Annotated in this window: 15 protein-coding genes; 13 read left to right on the forward strand and 2 right to left on the reverse strand. The window is 47.7% G+C overall.

The features are described from left to right. The first annotated feature begins 304 nt into the window (after positions 1–304). The 3 genes from IV40_RS10105 (at position 305) to IV40_RS10115 (ending at position 4329) form a co-directional block, all read left to right on the forward strand. Positions 305–1654 carry an SLAP domain-containing protein gene (locus tag IV40_RS10105; protein WP_057771215.1) on the forward strand — a complete coding sequence of 450 codons (1350 nt, stop codon included), beginning with the start codon at positions 305–307 and terminating at the stop codon, positions 1652–1654. A gap of 199 nt (positions 1655–1853) precedes the next feature. Beyond that, a complete protein-coding gene (locus tag IV40_RS10110) occupies positions 1854–3401 on the forward strand; it encodes an O-antigen ligase family protein (RefSeq protein ID WP_057771217.1) in 1548 nt (515 codons plus the stop codon). Between the two features lie 22 nt (positions 3402–3423). Then, a complete protein-coding gene (locus tag IV40_RS10115; RefSeq protein WP_082617999.1) occupies positions 3424–4329 on the forward strand; it encodes a glycosyltransferase family 2 protein in 906 nt (301 codons plus the stop codon). Positions 4330–4414: 85 nt separating this feature from the next. Here the strand turns inward: IV40_RS10115 and IV40_RS10120 are convergent, their stop codons facing one another. Then, positions 4415–5779 (reverse strand): DUF3329 domain-containing protein, encoded by a 1365-nt coding sequence (locus tag IV40_RS10120; RefSeq protein WP_057771220.1) that lies wholly within the window; start codon positions 5777–5779, stop codon positions 4415–4417. Between the two features lie 21 nt (positions 5780–5800). After that, positions 5801–6532 (reverse strand): WecB/TagA/CpsF family glycosyltransferase, encoded by a 732-nt coding sequence (locus IV40_RS10125; RefSeq protein ID WP_156404282.1) that lies wholly within the window; start codon positions 6530–6532, stop codon positions 5801–5803. Between the two features lie 84 nt (positions 6533–6616). On the opposite strand from IV40_RS10125, the gene IV40_RS10130 reads away from it, so the two are divergent. From IV40_RS10130 to thrB, 10 genes are all read left to right on the forward strand, one after another. Further along, positions 6617–7705 carry a glycosyltransferase gene (locus tag IV40_RS10130; protein ID WP_057771223.1) on the forward strand — a complete coding sequence of 363 codons (1089 nt, stop codon included), beginning with the start codon at positions 6617–6619 and terminating at the stop codon, positions 7703–7705. A 21-nt stretch (positions 7706–7726) separates the two neighbouring features. Next, a complete protein-coding gene (locus IV40_RS10135) occupies positions 7727–10654 on the forward strand; it encodes a sulfatase-like hydrolase/transferase (protein WP_057771225.1) in 2928 nt (975 codons plus the stop codon). Positions 10655–10668: 14 nt separating this feature from the next. Further along, on the forward strand, positions 10669–11496 hold the full coding sequence (gene nadE / locus IV40_RS10140) for an ammonia-dependent NAD(+) synthetase (RefSeq protein ID WP_057771227.1): 828 nt from the start codon (positions 10669–10671) through the stop codon (positions 11494–11496). A 223-nt stretch (positions 11497–11719) separates the two neighbouring features. Then, complete coding sequence (locus IV40_RS10145; protein WP_057771229.1) at positions 11720–14383, forward strand: cation-translocating P-type ATPase; 2664 nt, start codon at positions 11720–11722, stop codon at positions 14381–14383. 81 nt (positions 14384–14464) lie between these two features. After that, the gene (locus IV40_RS10150) at positions 14465–14893 is read left to right on the forward strand and encodes a hypothetical protein (protein WP_057771231.1); all 429 of its coding nucleotides are present in this window, start codon (positions 14465–14467) and stop codon (positions 14891–14893) included. Positions 14894–15314: 421 nt separating this feature from the next. Further along, entirely contained in the window at positions 15315–16304 is a 990-nt protein-coding gene (trpX, locus tag IV40_RS10155) for a tryptophan ABC transporter substrate-binding protein (protein ID WP_057771233.1), read from the forward strand. Then, on the forward strand, positions 16301–17200 hold the full coding sequence (locus IV40_RS10160) for an ABC transporter permease (protein ID WP_057771235.1): 900 nt from the start codon (positions 16301–16303) through the stop codon (positions 17198–17200). Before trpX ends, IV40_RS10160 begins: the two co-directional genes overlap by 4 nt. Next, a complete protein-coding gene (locus IV40_RS10165) occupies positions 17193–17960 on the forward strand; it encodes an ABC transporter ATP-binding protein (RefSeq protein WP_057771237.1) in 768 nt (255 codons plus the stop codon). The genes IV40_RS10160 and IV40_RS10165 overlap by 8 nt, the downstream gene beginning before the upstream one ends. A gap of 42 nt (positions 17961–18002) precedes the next feature. Further along, complete coding sequence (locus IV40_RS10170) at positions 18003–18452, forward strand: SprT family protein (RefSeq protein WP_057771239.1); 450 nt, start codon at positions 18003–18005, stop codon at positions 18450–18452. A gap of 12 nt (positions 18453–18464) precedes the next feature. Then, positions 18465–19334 carry a homoserine kinase gene (gene thrB / locus IV40_RS10175; RefSeq protein WP_057771241.1) on the forward strand — a complete coding sequence of 290 codons (870 nt, stop codon included), beginning with the start codon at positions 18465–18467 and terminating at the stop codon, positions 19332–19334. Positions 19335–19377: the final 43 nt, after the last annotated feature.

Below are 19377 nucleotides of genomic sequence, written 5' to 3' on the forward strand. Positions count from 1 at the left end.
TAGCCCCCTTAAACCGGAAACTGTCATAAAACAGTAAACACCGGCCGAAAATGTCACAGAAATGTTACCTCTGTTATCCAATTGTTAACTTGTTCAGGCAAAAAATAATGGTATTTACCAGTGAATTGTTGTACACTTTCATTGTTGGTATTTAAAGTGATTCTTACCCGTTTTGACTACATATTTTCGATAACGGTTTCAATGGATGGTATGGTTACCAAGTTATAATTGTACAAATCTGCGAAGCATGTTATAATCAAGACTGGTATCAATTAAATTATGAGATTTGAGGAGGAATACCATAATGAAGAAATCTTCAAAGGCTATGTATTTTGGTGTTAGTGCCGCTGCTTTATTGGCAATTGCACCAGTTGCAACAGCTGCTACATCAGTTAACGCTGCTACAGTTAACCCTAGCGTAACATCAGCAACATATGATCAAACTGTTCAGGCTGCTTTGGATGCATCATTCAACAGCTCAAAGGCTAACAACTCTGGCTACAGTTTAACAGATGCACAAGCTGCTCAATTAAATGGTCAGCAATTATCTGCATCAGATGTTGAAAGCAACCCTGTTTTAAAGGATGCTTTAAAGGATTCTGGCTTAGATTCAGCTCTTGCATCAGGTTATGATTTCTCTGCTTCAATCAGCGGCGATACAACTACTGACGAAGTTAAAGACACAACTGCTGCAGAAGGCTCATTCAAAGTTACTCTTTCTGCATACAAAGATGGTAACTACAATGCCGTAGCTTCTAAGACTATTACTTACACAAATGCTACAGGTTCAAGCACATCAACTGAAAATGCTGGTGCCCCTGTTACAGGTATCACAATTGGTACAATTGGTACAACTTCAAGCAACCCAATCGTTATCGCCAACACAGGCGTTGCCGGTGATGTTGTTTCAGTTATCAAGTCACAATTAAAAGATGGTAGCGCACTTCCAGTTGTCTTCCAAAACTCAACTGCTATGAAGGAAGCTATTGCTAAGTATGGTACACCAACATCATCTAACCTCCAAACATGGTTAAGTGAAACTGCTGCATACCGTGTTCCATCAAGCAAGATCACTTATGACCTGAGCTCATTGAACATGACAACAAGCGGTGAATATGCTGTTTCTGCTACAGCTACAAACAATGATGGTGTTTCATCAACATTCACATTCTACATCCAAGTTGTTAACACAAAGATCTCTATCAGCAACCCTGACTCAGCTACAAACGCTACAGTTACAGTTGCCGATGGCGCTCAAGTATACAGTAACGATACAACAACAACCTTAAATGGCCAAGATCCATTGGCTAAAGGCTCCGTATGGAAGGTACAACGTGTTGCTACCTTAAACGGTAAGATCATTGCTTATGACCTTGGTGCAAACCAATGGGTTAAGGCTTCAGATGTTACAACATCTGCTGCTACAACAAACAATGGTTACACAACAACTGATGTCAGCGGTGTAGCTACAATTACATCTGGCGTTCCTACAAAGGTTTGGGCAGAACCAAACTGGACGAACGCTACAGGCAAGTTGTTACAAAACGGTACTTCATGGAAAGTATTCAAGAAGGCCGTATACAGCAACGGTGACACATGGTACAACTTAGGCGGCAACCAATGGGTTAACGCTATGTATGTATCATTCAACTAATTTTAAAAATTAATTGAATCGAAAGAGTTCGCATGACGATGCGGGCTCTTTTTTTGTGCCGGCAATTCTTAAATCCACCTAAAGGTTTTTCAGAAATCGGGGGTCGAAGCGGACATTTAGGGGGGAGGTATGTTAAACTTTTTAAGAGACTTCCTGACCATTTTTGGAAATGCAATGGAAATAAAATGGAGGATTGGAAATGCAAAAGTCATTACGACGATTGTTTGTCGGTTTTATCTTGATACAGCCATTTTTGGATATCTACTATTTATACCAACCGCCAATCACGACTTGGTTCAAGTTTTCACCATCGACGATTATCCGGATTGTGCTGATTGCAATCGTGGCGGTCCTATTTTTAATCACGCATCATAGTCGGCGTTTGGACTTGTTTTTAGTGGGGTACGCCCTGATACTGGGTGTTTATTTCATCTTCCATACGATCAACGCTGCTCAGGTTCACACATACACACCAGGGAATTTTAATTATTCGATGGTGAGCGAACTCTTCTACTTAATCCGAATGGTCATTCCGCTATTTGTGATTATTCTGGGGTACCATATCGAACTGTCGCGAACGGTAATTGAAAATATCACACGTGGTTTGGTGCTGCTCGTTTCAGGCAGTATTGTGATTCTGAATTTGTTTACCTTTAGTCTGGCTTCCTATGGGGACCAGATTCATGGGGGGACCAACAGCTGGATTACTGGAAACATCTTCACCTGGTTCAGCAACAACGGCAGCTGGAGCTATTTTAACCTTGCATCGAAAGGGCTTTTTTACTATGCCAATGCCACTTCGGCAATTGAATTGCTGCTGGCACCGCTCATTTTCTACTATTTACTTGTTGATACAGAGTGGAAAAACATCGTTCTGGCTGTATTCCAGACCTTGGCGATGCTGATGCTGGGTACGAAAGCAGCAGCATTAGGATTGGCGTTAACCTTTGCCTTTGTGGTGGTTGCTTATTTGTTCTTTGCCTTTATCCGCAAAGAGATTTCCTTTAACTGGCGGCCGTTTGTGGTTTTGCTGCTGCTGGGGGTAATGGCAGTTGCCATTATGCCGCATTCGCCGGCGCTGAATCGGACGAGTTTCGATGCGCAGACCACACAGGAACGGCATAAGAAGGAGAAAAAGGATAACAGCGTCAAGGAACTGAAGTACTTGATGCACCACAAGAACCGTAAGAATCTGGTCCGTTACATCAAACGCAACTATCCGAAGTATTCGATCAATCCGTACTTCATTACGAAGGCTTATCCGTATAAAGATGACCCATACTTCTGGTGGGGCGTCATGAACTGGCCAGTGCAGGACCGCTTGAATAACCGCAAGACGGAACAAGCAATGCTGGAACGAGTCAAACAGATTGATAACCGCAAATCAGATGATTGGCTGGGGATTGGTTATATCCGTATGAATAATATCGCCAATTTGGAACGTGATTTTGTTTCGCAGTATTATTCAATGGGTTACATCGGGGCCTTCTTATTGCTGGCACCTTATGTCTTAGCAATCATTTACATGGTTTACCGGCTGCTGCGCTACTGGCGTGAGCTGCTGACGATGCGCAATACGATGTTTGCCGGTTCCGTCACCATGATGGTCGGTTTGTCATTTTACAGCGGCAACGTAATGGACTTCTTAGGGGCCTCGATTTTACTTGGCTTCTACATGGGGTATACTTTACGTATCTTGACGCATAATGAACAACGTCATCCGCAGTTAAACTTTAATCACCGTTAAAGGGATTATGTGAAGGAGAAAAATGATGCAATCAGTAGATGCAGTAGTCGTAACCTATAATCGGCTCGAACTATTAAAAGAATGTGTCCAAGCGTTACGTGAGCAGACGTATCCGCTGGCTAAAATTATTGTCGTTAATAATCATAGTACCGACGATACACAGGCTTATCTGGATGATTTGGCACAGGAAGATTCGCGTGTCGTGCCAGTTGAACTCCGTGACAATGTCGGCGGTTCTGGCGGTTTCAACAATGGGTTGAAGTACTTTATGCGCTATACCAAGGACGATTTTGCGTGGGTGATGGATGATGATACGATTCCGACTGCCGATGCATTAAAGGCATTGATGGCTAAGGAAAATCAGATGCACGATAAGGCTGATATCGGCTTTTTGTGCAGCAACGTCCGCTGGAAAGATGGTTCGCCAGCTGTCATGAACGTCCAAGCACCGGCTAAAGACTGGGATAAATATTCTGATGACGATGTCACTAAGGTGGCTAGCAGTTCGTTTGTATCGGTGCTGTTGCCTCGTCAGGTAATTGCGACCGTTGGTTATCCGATTAAACCGTTCTTCATTTGGGGCGATGATATCGAATATACGGAACGGGTAATCAAAGCTGGCTTTGAAGGTTTGTTTGTCGGCGACAGTTTGATTCATCACAAGATGGCGCATAATATTGTCAACGATATTGTCAAAGAAAATGATAACGTACCACGTATTCAGCGTTATTATTACGAATATCGCAATCGTTTGTACATGGCACGCAAGAATGGCGGCCGTGATCTCGCAGAAACGCTCTTACGGCGTCTTTACGCCTTCCTGCGGATTCTTGCCCTGCCGACCCAGTATCGGGGCTTAAAAGTGCGGACAATCCTCAAAGGAACGTTGGCCGGTTTCTTCTTTAACCCGCAAATCGAAAAAGACTAACATACGGTCCGATTGACCGGTCAAAATAAAAAAGTTTCCGCATTGCAAAAAATTGCAGTGCGGGAACTTTTTTTGTGTTTGGCGCTTATTTAGACGGGTCAATAACGACTTGACTGCCGAATGCATCTTTGTAACCATCATTTGGAAAGGCGGTTGGATCAGTGCCGATTTCTTGCAGGTTGTCGTTCAGAGCGTATTTTGTCTGCGGCCAATAATAGAGCGGTGCGACTTTCAGGACCTTTTTCGTTTGATGGGACTGAACATAGGCATACCGTGTTTTCAGGGCGGCGCCGGCTTTGTAGGCATCTACGAAACCGGTGGCCACTTGCAGGCCGCCCAAAATGAACAGCAGGATTGCAAAGGTTTGAAAAAAGAAACCGGGAAACTGGTCTAGCTGTGCAAAGTGATTCGGCAACAGGGTCGCAAAGCCGATAATCATGAAGACGATTCCGCCAAAATAGGCCCGGCCGCCGTCTTGACCCGTTGGTGAAAAGGAGAGGACATAAATCGTCAGAATACCTGCCAGCGTCCAGACACCAGCTTTGAACATCAAGAAACCATCCCGTTTGAAATAGAAGGTGAGCACAAAGGCCGCCACTATGAGGACGATGAAAATGATGTATAACGGTTGCAGCAGCGAGGCATTGACGGCAGTGAAGCCGGTCAGAAAATGATGAATAAAGCCGACCTGCTTATAAGCAGCCGTAGCCGTTTGCTGGGTGCGGATTTTATTGCCTGGCGCCAGCAGCAGAAAAGCATAACCAACTAGAAAAACGCCCATGCCTAAATAATGAAGCAAGCTGACATGGTGTTTCTGAACGAGCCGGTAGCCGGTGTAGCATAACAGGACGATAAAGGTACCGCCAGAGGTGTTTTCATTCGACCAGCCGGCGATGAAGGCCAACAGGAGAAAGAAAGGCACGCCGACCCAGCCAGCCGCATTTTTCTTTGTCGTGAGGAAATCCGTTTTGATGTAGACCCACAGCAGCGACAAGTTGATTACAGTTGTCCAGAGATAGTTGCCGGAGCCGGAGCGCCATAAAACAGTTTGTCCGAAAGCCGGTAAAAAGACGAAGGCAAATAAGATGACGATCACCGTTTTATAAACGGTCGTGTGCTGGTCGGTGCGTGACCGGGCAAAGGTCAAGATTAAGGCGAGCAGCAAAGTGAATACCAATGCATTCAGCAGCGAAACAAGGATGCGGTTGCCCGACGTCAGGCTCCGCATAATCGATTGGCCGACAAAGCGGCCGTTCCAATAAAAGTAATCATGGACACCTTGTGAAAAAATTAGCTGCGGTGTTTCCTTCAAATAATACAGATCATCATCGAAGTAGGGCGTGATATAGTTCCAGCCGAACATGAAAATGAAGGTCAGCCAGTACGGCCAAGCTACGAGCAGACGATGCAGCCAGGATTGCCGAGCACCGTCGGATTGTGCGTTTTGCAAGTGGAATCCTTCTTTCTAGTGTTAATTTCGTTTGGCTTCTTTTTTGACGAGTCCCAGATACTTCGGCAGAACGAGCATCCGTTTGTAACGGCTCGGTTCCTGCAGCAAACGGTAGAACCACTCCAGATGCAGTGTTTGGAAAATTTTCGGGGCGCGTTTAACGGCGCCAGCAAAGACATCGAAACTGCCGCCGACACCCATCCAGACGCTGTCGGAGAGGTACCGGTTACGGGCAATCCATTCTTCCTGTTTGGGGAAGCCGGTTGCTACGAAAACGAGATCCGGCTGTTTCGCATGGATTGTATTGAGAATGTCGCTGTCATCCTTGAAATACCCATCATGTGCGCCGACGATTTCGAGGTGCGGATATTCGACGGTCAGCTTATGTAAGACGGCATGGATTACTTCCGGCTTGGCGCCCAGTAAATAGACTTTTAAATGATGAGCGTTCGCAAATTTGAAGAGGGCCAGCATCGTATCGTAGCCGGTGACGCGTTCTGGTAAAGGTTGTTTTAAGATTTTGGCACCTTGGATAATTCCGATCCCATCTGGTGTAATGTAGTCGGCAGTAAGCACTGTATTCAAATAATCATGATGATCTCGGGCGTACATGACGATTTCGGGATTGGCCGTGACGACGAAACGATTTTTGTGCTGCTTGAGATCTTGGTAAAGCTGGTTTAAAAATTGCGCATTGGTGGCCTTGATAAACGGCACACCTAAAACAGTTACAGTTGGGAATGACATATTTATAATTCCTTTCATATTTGATCTTTAGCTTCCTGTGTTTCATGGTATCATAAATAGTTAGAATGTTCTTTTTAAGGAGGACTTTTTATGAAAGTATTACATATTAATGCTGGAAATGAAACTGGCGGCGGACGGACCCATATCATTGGACTCCTCAAAGCCCTCAACCAACAACCTGATATGGATGCCCAACTGCTCGTCTATGAGGATGGCCCAGTGGCGGCAAGTGCTCGTGATGCCGGTATTCCGGTCCACGTTTTGGCTCAGCAGGGCAAATTCGATGCGTCGGTTTTAAAACGAACGGTTCAATATATCAATGACAATCACTTTGACGTCGTTCATACACATGGACCACGTGTCAATTTATATTTATCCGTGATCAAAAAATGGGTTCATGCCAAGTGGGTCCTGACTTTGCACACTTTGCCCAAGGTCGATTATCTCAATAAAGGGCTGTTCGGCAAAATTTTATATCCGATCAGCACGTGGACCTTGTCGCAGCCGGATGAAGTCTTTCTGATTACCCGGCGGTATAAGCCGTTTCTGCTCAGTCATGGGGTGCCGGCCAAGAAGATTCGTGTTATTTTTAACGGTTTGGAATTCAGCGACACCTTTACACCGGCTCAAAAACAGCCTGAGTTCACGCTGGTCAATGTTGCCCGGTTAACGGCACAGAAGAATCCCCGTTTGCTGATCGAAGCTGCCAATGAACTGGATTTCGACTTCAAACTGCACATGGTCGGCGACGGCGAACTGCAAGCACCGATGGAAAAATTGGTTCAGCAGTACGGTTTGGAGGACAAGGTCATTTTTGACGGTTTCCAGACTAATGTCAAACCGTTTTATCAGCATGCCGATGTGTCGGTCCTTTCTTCGATTTCGGAAGGTTTTCCGACCGTTTTGCTGGAGTCGGCTGACAACGGCGTGCCCGCCATTAGTACTGATGTCGGCGGTGTGCCCGATATCATTGCCCGACCTGAATTCGGCTGGTTAGTGGCCAATCAGGACCAGCAGGGCTTAGTTCGGGCCATGAAGGCTGCTCATGTGGCGTGGGCTCGCAACCAGCTGACTGGAATGGGCATCCAATTTCATGATTATGCAAAAGAACATTTCTCAACGACCCGCCTGGCTACAAATGTCCGGTCGCTGTATACAGCGTTGCTACAAGGAAAATAAACCAAGGGAGTCATTACAATAGTGTCTATTAATAAGGAACGAATCAATCGCTTAGGCGTTTTGATCCTCTGTTTATTCACGCTCGGGGCGTTTGCAACCACGGTACCGTGGACGTTTGCAAATGGTGTCGGCGGCCGCCGGATTATTTTGCAGCTGCTGTCTGCTGCTAGCCCCTTTGCGGTCGATCTTGTCTTCTTGATTCTGGGAATGTGGGGGGCGACCCGTACTTTCCATTTTAAGCAGGATATTGTACCGATTTGGCGGCAAGTCTTTTTCTATTCAGTCACATTGGCCATTCTGCTGATTGGTTTTGGGCTGGTGCCATATCATTTTGACCAGCTCTGGTCGGGATTTTTGCCAGTGGTACTCGATCTCGATTCGAATGTAACGGTCGGCATCTTGCTGCTGCTTTTGAGCCCGTTCCTTAATAAGGGCTTGAAACAACTGCCGCTCAAGCTGCTGCACCGGCTGCTGTTTATTTTGGCGCTCGTTCTGACGATTGTGCCGACGATTACGGGCTATCCATCTGCATTGCCGGTAATCGACTTTGCGTCTAATCCGTTCACATGGGGCGTTTTTCTCTACCTGTGTGGCTGGACGCTGAAGCAGCATAGTGATTGGTATTCGGCGCACAAGGTGGTACTGCGGATTATTTTCTGGAGTATGCCGCTTTTGGCAGCCATTCAGCTGCTGTTCTCCGATTTTGTCGCCCCGAAAATCGGGTTCTTTGTCGGGATTACCGATAATTACAACTACTTATTAACGAACAGCTACAGCCTGCTGATTTTTGCATGGGCCTTCACCTTCCTAGCATTATTGCGGACGTATCCCGTTCGTGGCTGGCGGTTGGCGCATTTTCTGAATCCGACGATTTTATTCGGCCTGTATCTGGTAACAAACCATTATTTATTTAAAAATTACTTATGGACGAACGTGTTGAATGGGCAGACGATTCTGGAAAAGGACGGGCCGCTGCATTTATTGCTGAAACTGGTTGTCGTCGTAGCGGCGTTATATATCGGCGCTTATCTGCTTGAACTGTTCCGGCAGTATTTATTCCGGCGGTTCAGTGCCAACTGGCATTCATTGGTGCCGATTTTATTCGTTTCGCTGCTGATGGCTGTCGTGGCTAATTTGTACATGCTGCTCGTCAACTGCAGTTTTGATGCGTACTTAACGGCGTGGCTGCTAACATCGCAGTTTTGGATTCAATTGATCAACTTGCTGCTGATTGAATTATTCTTCCTGACGTTATTAGCCATTTTCAACCGGGTCTTTGTGGCCGGCGGAATCTTTTCGATTACGATTATCGTCATTGCAGTCGCCAATTATTTGAAGATCGGTGCCCGAAATGAACCAATCATGCCGATGGATATTTATAGTATCAATGATCTGCCGGCAATCATGGCGATGGTTAATCTAGGGACGGTTGCTGCCGCTATTATCGGCGTTTTAGCGGTGATCGTGCTGATGGCCTGGCTCGAACGGCATTTCAAGACCGGCAAAATCCTGAAATGGAAATCACGAGTCACTTTCTTAGTCATCACACCGTTAGTATATGGATTCTTGATTTGGAAGCTGCCCGATTACAAAAATAATTTTGCGACCCAGACGAAATCGCCGACAAACTATGTGCTGAAAAAGCTGAACTTTCTGCCCTATCCGCAGGCGCCCGTTGTGCATTTGCGGTATAACGGCGAATTCATGGGTATTCTCAGCATGGTGCGGGTCAAAACGATGTATAAACCAAGCGGCTACAGCGAGCAGAGCATCAATCGAGTTGTGCGGAAATATGAAAAAGAAGCACAGCAGATTAATCAGACTCGTAAGGGCACAATCGGCGAACAGACTGTCATTTATGTGCTGAGCGAAAGTTATGCCAATCCGAACCGGGTGCCAGGTGTCACATTGTCCAAGAATCCAGCCGCATACCTGGATTCAATCAAGAAGAACAACACGTCCGGCTTGATGGATAGTTATGGTTATGGCGGCGGGACGGCTGACATTGAATTTGAAGCGTTGACCAGTCTGAGCATGGATAACTTCTCGGCCAGCATGACGGTGCCATATACGTACGTTGTACCGAAAGTCAACCATATTCCGGTTATCACGAATTTGTTCCAGACGAAGACGGCGATCCATCCGTACACCCCGTACCTGTATAACCGGACTAACGTCTTCAAGAAATTCGGGTTCCAGAAGTTCTACAATACCGAAAGCAGCGATAAGCTGACCTATACCAAGCAGATTGGCAAGAGTCCGTATATCTCTGATGATTCGGCGTATAAACAATTGCTGAAACAGGTCAATGCAACGAACAAAGGCCAGTTTATCCAGTTGTCGACGATGCAGAATCACACGCCATGGGACTCCGATTATTATCACAATACAATCAAAGCAACGGGCGATTTGACGTCTAGCAGCCTGAAGAGTGTTGAAACTTACTCGCAGGGGCTGGTTTACACCGATTCCGCTTTGAAGATGCTGATGAAGCACTTAAAGAGCGAGAAGAAGGATGTCACAGTTGTCTGGTATGGCGATCATTTGCCAGGTGCCTACACCTTCAAGTCGGAGAATTCGGCGAAGATGAAGAAGTATGACAATAAGATGCATCTGACGGATTATTTCATTTACAGCAACCACAGCAAGAAGAATGTCAGCCGCAAAGTGGTCACACCGAACATGTTCACGTCAATGATGCTTGAACAGACGAATACACGTGTTTCCGGCTACTATGCGCTGATGACCGAAATTCTCGATCACTTCCCAGCTGCCGAACGGAATAAACTGATGAATAATGAAGGTCAGTATATTTCTGAAAGCAAACTGACCAAGAAACAGAAGACACTGCTGCATGATTATCAGCTGATCCAGTATGACATTACGGCCAGCCATAATCAGTATTCATACGACAAAGCCAACAAGTCGTTTTACAGCGACAAAAAGTAAGAGGGGAATTTGAGATGCGTCCGTTACAAAAAGAAATTATCGAAACATTACATGTCCAGCCGACGATTGACCCAGAAACAGAAATCCGCCGCAGCGTTGATTTCTTAAAAGCCTATTTAAAGAAAAACACGTTTTTGAAGACGTATGTACTGGGGATTTCTGGCGGCCAGGATTCAACTTTGACCGGCAAATTGGCTGAAATGGCCATGACCGAAATGCGTCAGGAAACGGGAAATCCGGATTACAAGTTCATCGCCGTTCGTCTGCCATATGGCGAACAAGCTGATGAAGCTGATGCGATGGCGGCGATTGAGTGGATGCAGGCCGACGAAACAATGCGGGTCAACATCAAGCCAGCCGTTGACGGGATGGAACAAGCTATCGATGCCAATCCGGTCACCATCAGCGATTTCAATAAAGGCAATATCAAGGCTCGTGAACGGATGATTGCCCAGTATGGAATTGCTGGTGCTCGTGCCGGCGCTGTTGTGGGGACTGACCATGCCGCCGAATCTGTGATGGGTTTCTACACGAAATTCGGAGACGGGGGCGCCGATTTGACCCCAATCTGGCGTTTAGATAAACGCCAAGGCAAGCAGCTGCTGGAATTGCTGGGTGCCCCGCAACATTTGTACGAAAAAGTTCCGACGGCCGATCTGGAAGACGATCGACCAGCGCTGCCCGATGAGGTGGCTTTAGGCGTGCGTTATCAAGATATCGATGATTATTTGGAAGGCAAAGAAGTTTCAGAACAGGCCGCCCAAACGATTGAAGCGACTTACTTGAAGTCGCAGCATAAACGCCATCTGCCGATCACCGTTTTCGACACGTTCTGGAAGTAATTAAAATAAAAAGGGATTTCGGTTGCTTTTAGGGGACCGGACCTGTTATATTATGTACGAGCTCGTAAGGGAGTAACTAGCAGTTTTTGCAACTGCGTCTGAATCACCAGCAAGGCAAAATTCTGGTTCAGACTTAATTAGTGAGACTTATGACAAAACTGCGTGAGCGGTCTTGCCATAAGTCTCTTTTTATTTACGAGGAGACAGAAAGGAAGGATTCATTTTGGCAACAGAAAAACAAGCGCCATTTTATGCTCAGGATGAGCAAACGGTTCTGAAAGAACTCGATAGCCGCCGCACAGGTTTAAGCGGTGCCCAAGTTGACGAACGAATCCAGAAGTACGGCTATAACCAGTTAGCCGCCACCAAGAAAAAGACCTGGTTGCAGCGTTTCTTAGACCAGTTCAAAGATTTTATGATTATCGTGCTGCTGGTTGCGGCACTGGTCGCCGCCTTTTCGGGCGAAGCCGCCGATGCAATCATCATTCTGGCCGTCGTCATTTTGAATGCGCTGTTCGGCGTCTTTCAGGAATCGAAGGCCGAAGAAGCGATTGATGCCCTGAAAGAAATGGCGACACCGGAGGCTCATGTGAAACGGGACGGCCAAGTCGAAACCATCAAGAGTGAAGACTTGGTACCTGGAGATATTGTTCTCCTTGAAGCCGGTGATGTCGTACCAGCCGATATGCGGCTCTTGCATTCGGCGTCCCTGAAAATCGAAGAATCGGCGTTAACGGGTGAATCGGTTCCGGTCAATAAGGAAACCCAAACACTCGACGACACCGATATTCCCATCGGCGACCGTAAAAATATGGCCTACATGAACAGCAATGTCACTTATGGTCGTGGCGAAGGGGTCGTTGTCGACACCGGGATGAGCACCGAAGTTGGGCAAATCGCCGGGATGCTCAATGCGACCGATGAAACCAAGACACCCTTGCAGGACAACTTAAATTCATTAGGGAAAAATCTGACGTACTTGATCTTGGCTGTGGCCGTAATCGTGTTTGTGGTCGGGATGATGAAAGGGTCGGAAACGTGGCAGAACATGCTGCTGACGGCGATTTCCTTAGCCGTAGCCGCAATTCCAGAAGGTTTGCCGGCCATTGTGACGATTGTGCTGGCCTTAGGGACACAGAAGATGGCCAAACGCCATGCACTGGTCCGCAAACTGCCAGCCGTTGAAACGTTAGGGAGCACCGATATTATTGCGTCTGATAAGACGGGGACTTTGACAATGAATCAGATGACCGTCGAACGAGTCTTCACGCATAACCAGCTGCAAAAGGCCGATGCACCGATTGCTAAAGATGATATGACCCTGCAAGCAATGAATCTGGCCAACGATACCCAAATCGACGCCGAAGGACAGTTTTTAGGCGATCCGACTGAAACAGCCCTAGTCAAATACGGGCTCGACCATGATTATGATGTGCGTCAGGTCCTGAAGAAGATGCCTCGTGTCGCTGAAATTCCGTTTGATTCGGAACGGAAACTGATGACCACGATTGAAAAACAAGGGGACGCTCGTTTCCTAGTCACGACGAAAGGAGCGCCCGATGAATTATTGAAACGGACGACCCAATACGTTGATGAAAATGGGACCGTTCAGCCAATGACGGATGCCGAACGCACCAAAATTCTGACCCAGAATAATGATCTGGCAAAGCAGGCCTTACGAGTGCTGGCAATGGCGTACAAAGAAATTACGCAGCTTCCCAATGAAGTGACTTCCGAATCCGTCGAAAACAACCTCATCTTTGCCGGTATGGTCGGCATGATTGATCCAGAACGCCCCGAAGCAGCGGCGGCCGTTCAAGAAGCCCGCAACGCCGGAATTCGAACCATTATGATTACTGGGGACCATCGTGTCACTGCCGAAGCAATCGCTGGCCGGCTGGGCATTATCCAGCCTGGCGACGATGCCGCCGTTCTGACCGGTGCCGAACTCGATGCTATGGATGAACCGACTTTTGACCAGAATGTCGCCAATTATTCCGTTTATGCACGTGTGGCGCCGGAACACAAAGTTCGAATCGTCAAAGCATGGCAGAAAAAGGGTCAAGTCGTGGCGATGACTGGCGATGGGGTCAATGATGCGCCAGCGCTGAAATCGGCTGATATTGGAATCGGCATGGGAATCACTGGGACCGAAGTTTCTAAAGGTGCCAGTGACATGGTGCTGGCCGATGACAACTTTGCCACAATTGTCGATGCCGTTGAAGAAGGCCGGAAAGTCTTCGCCAATATTCAGAAAGTCATCCAGTACTTGCTATCGGCTAACTTAGGCGAAGTTTTGACGCTGTTTATGATGACCATTTTAGGCTGGCAGATTTTGGCACCGGTCCAAATCTTATGGATTAACTTGGTCACAGATACGTTTCCAGCGATTGCGTTAGGGGTCGAACCAGCCGAACCCGGCATTATGGACCAGAAACCACGGGGCCGGAAGTCGACGTTCTTCTCCGGCGGCGTCTTCTCATCTATCATTTATCAGGGCTTGCTTGAAGGCGGTTTGACGCTGTTCGTTTATTGGTTAGCCTTGACGTATCCAGTGCATGCCTCGGCTAGTCTGGCGCATGCGGATGCACTGACAATGGCTTATGCTACTTTAGGCTTGATTCAGCTCTTCCATGCGTTCAACGTCAAGTCGCTTCATCAGTCGATTTTCACCGTCGGGTTATTCCGCAATAAGACCTTCAACTGGTCGATTCTAGCATCATTCCTCCTGTTGGCAGCTACCATCGTCATCCCAGGTTTCAACAGTCTGTTCCATGTGACCCAGCTGGATGCTTACCAATGGGGCATCGTTTTTGGGGCTTCGCTCGCCCTGGTTGTTATCGTCGAAATTGTCAAGGCAGTTCAACGGGCAGTGCACCGTCGTTAAAAGACGTTTATAATAGAGTGTGCCGAGCAACGGGCAACAAAATTGCAAATGTTTTTGCAACGACAGTTAGGAGTCGATACGATGAATAAAACACAACAACGTGCCGTGAATTATGCGAATGAAATCAATTCGATGATTTCAATCACACAAGATAATCAGGATAAAATGGATCCTTATTATGAAAAACTGAAGACAGCAATCGCCGATAACAAGGTGGCCGACATTTCCGCTGCCGATTACAAAAAGACCCAGACGGAATTCCAGACGGGGACCGATCACTACAAGAAGGCCCTCATCAATTTGAAAAACGCTAAAGCACCAGCCCGTCTGATTGGCAATCACCACATTTTAAGCAGTGCTTACCAGCAGTTTGTCGATGGCTGCCAAATGATGTGCGATAGTCTTGGCGACGACAAAAAAGTCAACGTCGAGATGTTCCATGATGCCGAAAAGGCTCAGGATGAAGCCACCGATCGGATGTCGCGTGCCATTCAGAAGATTATGGCCTAAGCATGTGACCGACAACTGTTGGCACTTGGAAAGATGTTTTGATAGCAATTCTGAAAAGAGCATTCACAAGTTTTCGCTTGTGGACGCTCTTTTTCAGATTGACGAATCATTTGGAGTTTGCTAAAATTAAAAGCAATTATTGAAAGGAGTCCTTGCGATGTCGAACGACCGTTCATTTTCACAAATCAATCTTTGGTGGCGTGGCTAACTAGCGTCTGTACAACTAGTACGGACGAGAATGCTGAAAGCAGTAGCGTTCGTATCTAGTTGTCACGCAGTTTAGTCGTGGCCGGATATGATTTCTGAACGGTGACGATGGCAAAAGGACTCAACGGAACAATTGAACCTTTTAACATGGAATAACCTTCGGAGAACGCTATTGTGCGTTGTCCGAAGGTTATTTTTGTGTGGAGGAGAAATTATGAAACGATTACGAATTACCTTAGCCATCCTGACGCTGTTTTTGCTGTATGCATTTGTGCAGCAGGCCCAGCCGCAACAGAAGGCAGCCAAGCCGACGGTGGGCATCCTGCAGCTGACGACCCATCCAGCCCTTGATGCGATTCATAAAGGCATCATCGCCGAATTGAAAAAAAGAGGCTACGTGCCCGGCCAGAACGTTAAAATTGATTTTCAAAATGCCGAAGGGGATCAGAGCAATTTGAAATCGATGAGCGAACGATTTCAGCAGGAAGGGGCGGCGGTCCGGGTCGGAATCGCCACACCAGCGGCACAAGCGCTGGCGGCAACGACGAAGACGGCGCCAATCGTGCTAGGTGCGGTAACAGATCCGAAGGGGGCCAAGTTAGTGAAAGATAATGCCCATCCCGGCGGCAACATTACCGGCGTGTCCGACCAGGCACCAATCGCAGCGCAGCTCAAACTGATTCGGCAATTGCTGCCCAATCTAAAAACATTGGGGGTCATTTATACATCGAGTGACGATTCGGCGGTCGCACAGGTCAAATTGCTGAAGCCGCTCGCCCAAAAGGCCGGCTTTACCTTAAAAACTTATTCGATTAGTTCGACTAATGATATGAATCAGGCAGCTGAACAAATGGCCGGCGCAGTGCAAGCTGTTTATGTGCCGACTGATAATACCGTCGCCAGTGCGATGCAGACGCTGGTAGCGGCGACAAATAAAGCCAAAATTCCCGTCTTTCCATCTGTTGATACGATGGTCAAACAAGGCGGTGTTGCCACAATCAGTGTCGACCAGTATCAATTAGGCATTGAAACGGGCAAACAGGTCGCCGATATTTTGGACGGCAAGGCGCCGGCCAAAATGCCGATTCACTTTGTCCGGAACGGTAAATTAGTCGTGAATGTAAAGCAGGCCCGCAAAATCGGCCTAACAATTCCGGCACAACTCGTTCAACAAGCACAACAAAAAGGGGAGGTTATCCAATGAATTTGATTGTATCGGCAATCGGGCAAGGACTGTTATGGGCGCTGCTCGGTTTAGGCTTATTTTTAACCTTCCGTATTTTAGATTTTCCAGATATGACGGTGGAAGGCACTTTTCCGTTTGGGGCCAGCGTCTGTGTCGCCGCCTTGACACATGGCGCCGCACCATGGTTAGCAACTTTATTGGCGTTTGGTGCCGGTATGCTGGCCGGATTGGTGACTGGGGTCTTGGCAACCAAAGGGCATGTACCGGTGCTCTTGGCCGGAATCCTGGTCATGACGGGACTCTATTCCGTTAATTTGCGTATTTTAGGCCGGGCCAACGTCTCCTTGCTCAATGTGAAAACAATCTTTACGAGTCGTTTTCTTGAAAGTCTGCCCCCTTATTTCAATAGTGTCGTCGTCGGCATGGTGTTCATCGCAGTGGTCATCATCCTGCTGGCATTGTTTTTACAAACGGAATTGGGACAGGCGTTTATTGCGACAGGCGACCATCCGACGATGGCACGGGCACTGGGCATTTCAACGCCCCGCATGGAAATTATGGGGCTGATGCTGTCGAACGGTTTGATTGGCCTAGCCGGCGGAATCATCGCCCAAAGCAATGGCTATGCCGACATCAATATGGGCGTCGGCACAATTGTCATTGGCTTGGCGGCGATTATTATCGGCGAAGTGGCGTTCGGCGATTTGAGCATGAACCAGCGGTTAGTGGCGATTGCCTGCGGAAGTATTTTCTATCGTTTTATCTTATTGATTGTGCTGCAATTAGGCTTCAATACCGACGATTTCAAATTGATTTCAGCTGTCGTGCTGGCGCTGGTCATGATGCTGCCGATGTTCGAAAATAAATATCACATTCGGCGGATGCTGAAGAAAGGGGTGACGGTCGATGACTGAACCACAATTGGTGCTCGAAAATATCAATACGACGGTTTTGCAAAATGACCAGCCGAAACAATTGCTGAAACAGGTCAATTTGCAATTGCAGCCGGGCGACTTTGTGACGGTGCTGGGAACGAATGGGGCCGGCAAATCGACACTGTTCAATACAATTGCCGGTAATCTGCCGGCCCAAACCGGACGGATTGTTCTGCAGGGTCAGGATGTCACGCAGCAATCGGAAGTTCAACGTGCCAAACTAATCAGTCGTGTCTTCCAGGACCCTAAGTTAGGCACGGCCCCCCGCATGACGGTCGCTGAAAATTTATTATTGGCTCAAGAACGGGGCCGGCACCGTGGTTTGCGGCCCCGCCGGCTGAAACAGCACTTAGCCGAATACGCCGCTTTATGTGCCCAAACTGGCAATGGCTTGGAACGGGAACTGGACACGCCGACCGGTAATCTGTCGGGCGGCCAGCGTCAGGCCTTGAGTTTGCTGATGGCAACATTGAAAACACCAGCGTTGTTGCTGCTTGATGAGCACACAGCGGCGCTCGACCCCAAAACCAGCCGGCAGCTGATGCAGTTCACACAGGAACGGATTACGGCACAGCATTTGACCTGTCTGATGATTACCCACCATCTGCAGGATGCGCTGCAATACGGCAATCGCTTATTAGTGCTGCAAAACGGCCGTATTGCCGCTGATTATCGGCAGGAACAGAAAGCACAGCTCACCTTATCCGACCTGCTGGACTTTTTTGAACCCAGCTTGTAAAATCGGTATAATTGTCTTAACTTAAAAACGAGGTGAACGATCATCAATAATCAGGAACTTACACAACTCGTTCGCCAGATTTCGCTGGCCGATTTTAACCGCCCCTTTAAGCATGAAGTGTTCTTCAATAATCGCTTGAAGACGACAGGGGGACGTTATCATCTGCAGGACCATCACATCGACATCAATCCGAAAATGTACCAGGTGTTCGGCATGCCGGTCCTAGTCGGCATCATCAAACATGAATTGTGCCATTATCATCTGCATTTGACCGGTCGGGGCTATCGCCATCGTGACCGGGATTTCAAGCAGTTATTAAAGCAAGTCGGCGGCAGCCGTTATGCACCGGCCTTGCCGACGACGAAGGCCAAACAGCCGACCTATTTGTATATTTGTACGGAATGCGGCCAGCGTTACACCCGGCATCGGCGTATGAATACGCGCCGTTATGTGTGCGGCAAATGTCGTGGCAAGCTGCGGCAAGTGAGTTAGGAGCAGATTAACATGGAAATAATTGTACCAGCCACAACGACGAATTTCGGCGCTGGGTTCGATTCTTTAGGTTTGGCGTTATCCGCTGAAATGACGCTAACCGTCGGGCCGGAACAGGAAAACTGGACACTGCAGCACCAGCTAGGCGCACTCGTGCCAAGTGATGCGACGAATCCGCTAATCGAAATTGTCACGACGTTATGCCCGAACGTAACGCCACATCAATTGACGCTGACGAGCAATATTCCCGTTCAAATGGGGCTCGGCGGCAGTTCGGCGATGCTTGTGGCCGGCATTGAGCTGGCGAATCAGCTGGGACAACTTGGTTTGGATAATGAAGCCAAATTGCAGCTGGCCGTTCAATTAGAAGGCCATCCTGATAACGTCGCACCAGCCATTTTCGGTGGTTTCGTTGTGGGCGATTATCAAAATCAGTGGAGCGACGCCGTTAAGCTATCGTTTCCAGATGTGCGGTTACTGGCGTATCTGCCACCCCGAACATTGGCGACAAAAACGAGTCGTAGTGTTTTACCAGCTGAAGTGCCGTTTGCAACGGCCGTCACGAAAAGCAGTGCAGCCAATGTTTTGATTGCCGCTTTGCTGGAACATGATTTTGATGCCGTTAAACGAGTCATCAATCAAGGTTCGTTGCATGAAACGGCCCGGGCCCAGTTCGTCCCTGAATTAGCCCAGATTCGCTCAGCAGCGGCGGCCCTCGAAACGATGGGCACCTATTTGAGCGGCGGCGGTCCGACCGTAATGACGCTGGCTTTTCCAGAGAAGGTGGTCACGGTCCGGCAGCAACTTGACCAGCAATTAAATCTGCCTGGTGAATGGTGCATCTATACGCCTAATTTATTCGGCGTGCGGGTCCATTTTTAAACAGGATACGAAAAAAGGACTTGAAGTGAACCCCAAAAATTGG

Origin of the sequence: Lactobacillus selangorensis (assembly GCF_001437205.1) — a bacterium.
GTDB lineage: Bacteria > Bacillota > Bacilli > Lactobacillales > Lactobacillaceae > Paralactobacillus > Paralactobacillus selangorensis.

Bases quoted from the DNA above. Each gene is read 5' to 3' on its own strand.
- IV40_RS10115 (WP_082617999.1), top strand. From the start codon at position 3,424: ATGATGCAATCAGTAGATGCAGTAGTCGTAACCTATAATCGGCTCGAA.
- IV40_RS10150 (WP_057771231.1), top strand. From the start codon at position 14,465: ATGAATAAAACACAACAACGTGCCGTGAATTATGCGAATGAAATCAAT.
- IV40_RS10130 (WP_057771223.1), top strand. From the start codon at position 6,617: ATGAAAGTATTACATATTAATGCTGGAAATGAAACTGGCGGCGGACGG.
- IV40_RS10105 (WP_057771215.1), top strand. From the start codon at position 305: ATGAAGAAATCTTCAAAGGCTATGTATTTTGGTGTTAGTGCCGCTGCT.
- thrB (WP_057771241.1), top strand. From the start codon at position 18,465: ATGGAAATAATTGTACCAGCCACAACGACGAATTTCGGCGCTGGGTTC.
- nadE (WP_057771227.1), top strand. From the start codon at position 10,669: ATGCGTCCGTTACAAAAAGAAATTATCGAAACATTACATGTCCAGCCG.
- IV40_RS10165 (WP_057771237.1), top strand. From the start codon at position 17,193: ATGACTGAACCACAATTGGTGCTCGAAAATATCAATACGACGGTTTTG.
- IV40_RS10110 (WP_057771217.1), top strand. From the start codon at position 1,854: ATGCAAAAGTCATTACGACGATTGTTTGTCGGTTTTATCTTGATACAG.
- IV40_RS10160 (WP_057771235.1), top strand. From the start codon at position 16,301: ATGAATTTGATTGTATCGGCAATCGGGCAAGGACTGTTATGGGCGCTG.
- trpX (WP_057771233.1), top strand. From the start codon at position 15,315: ATGAAACGATTACGAATTACCTTAGCCATCCTGACGCTGTTTTTGCTG.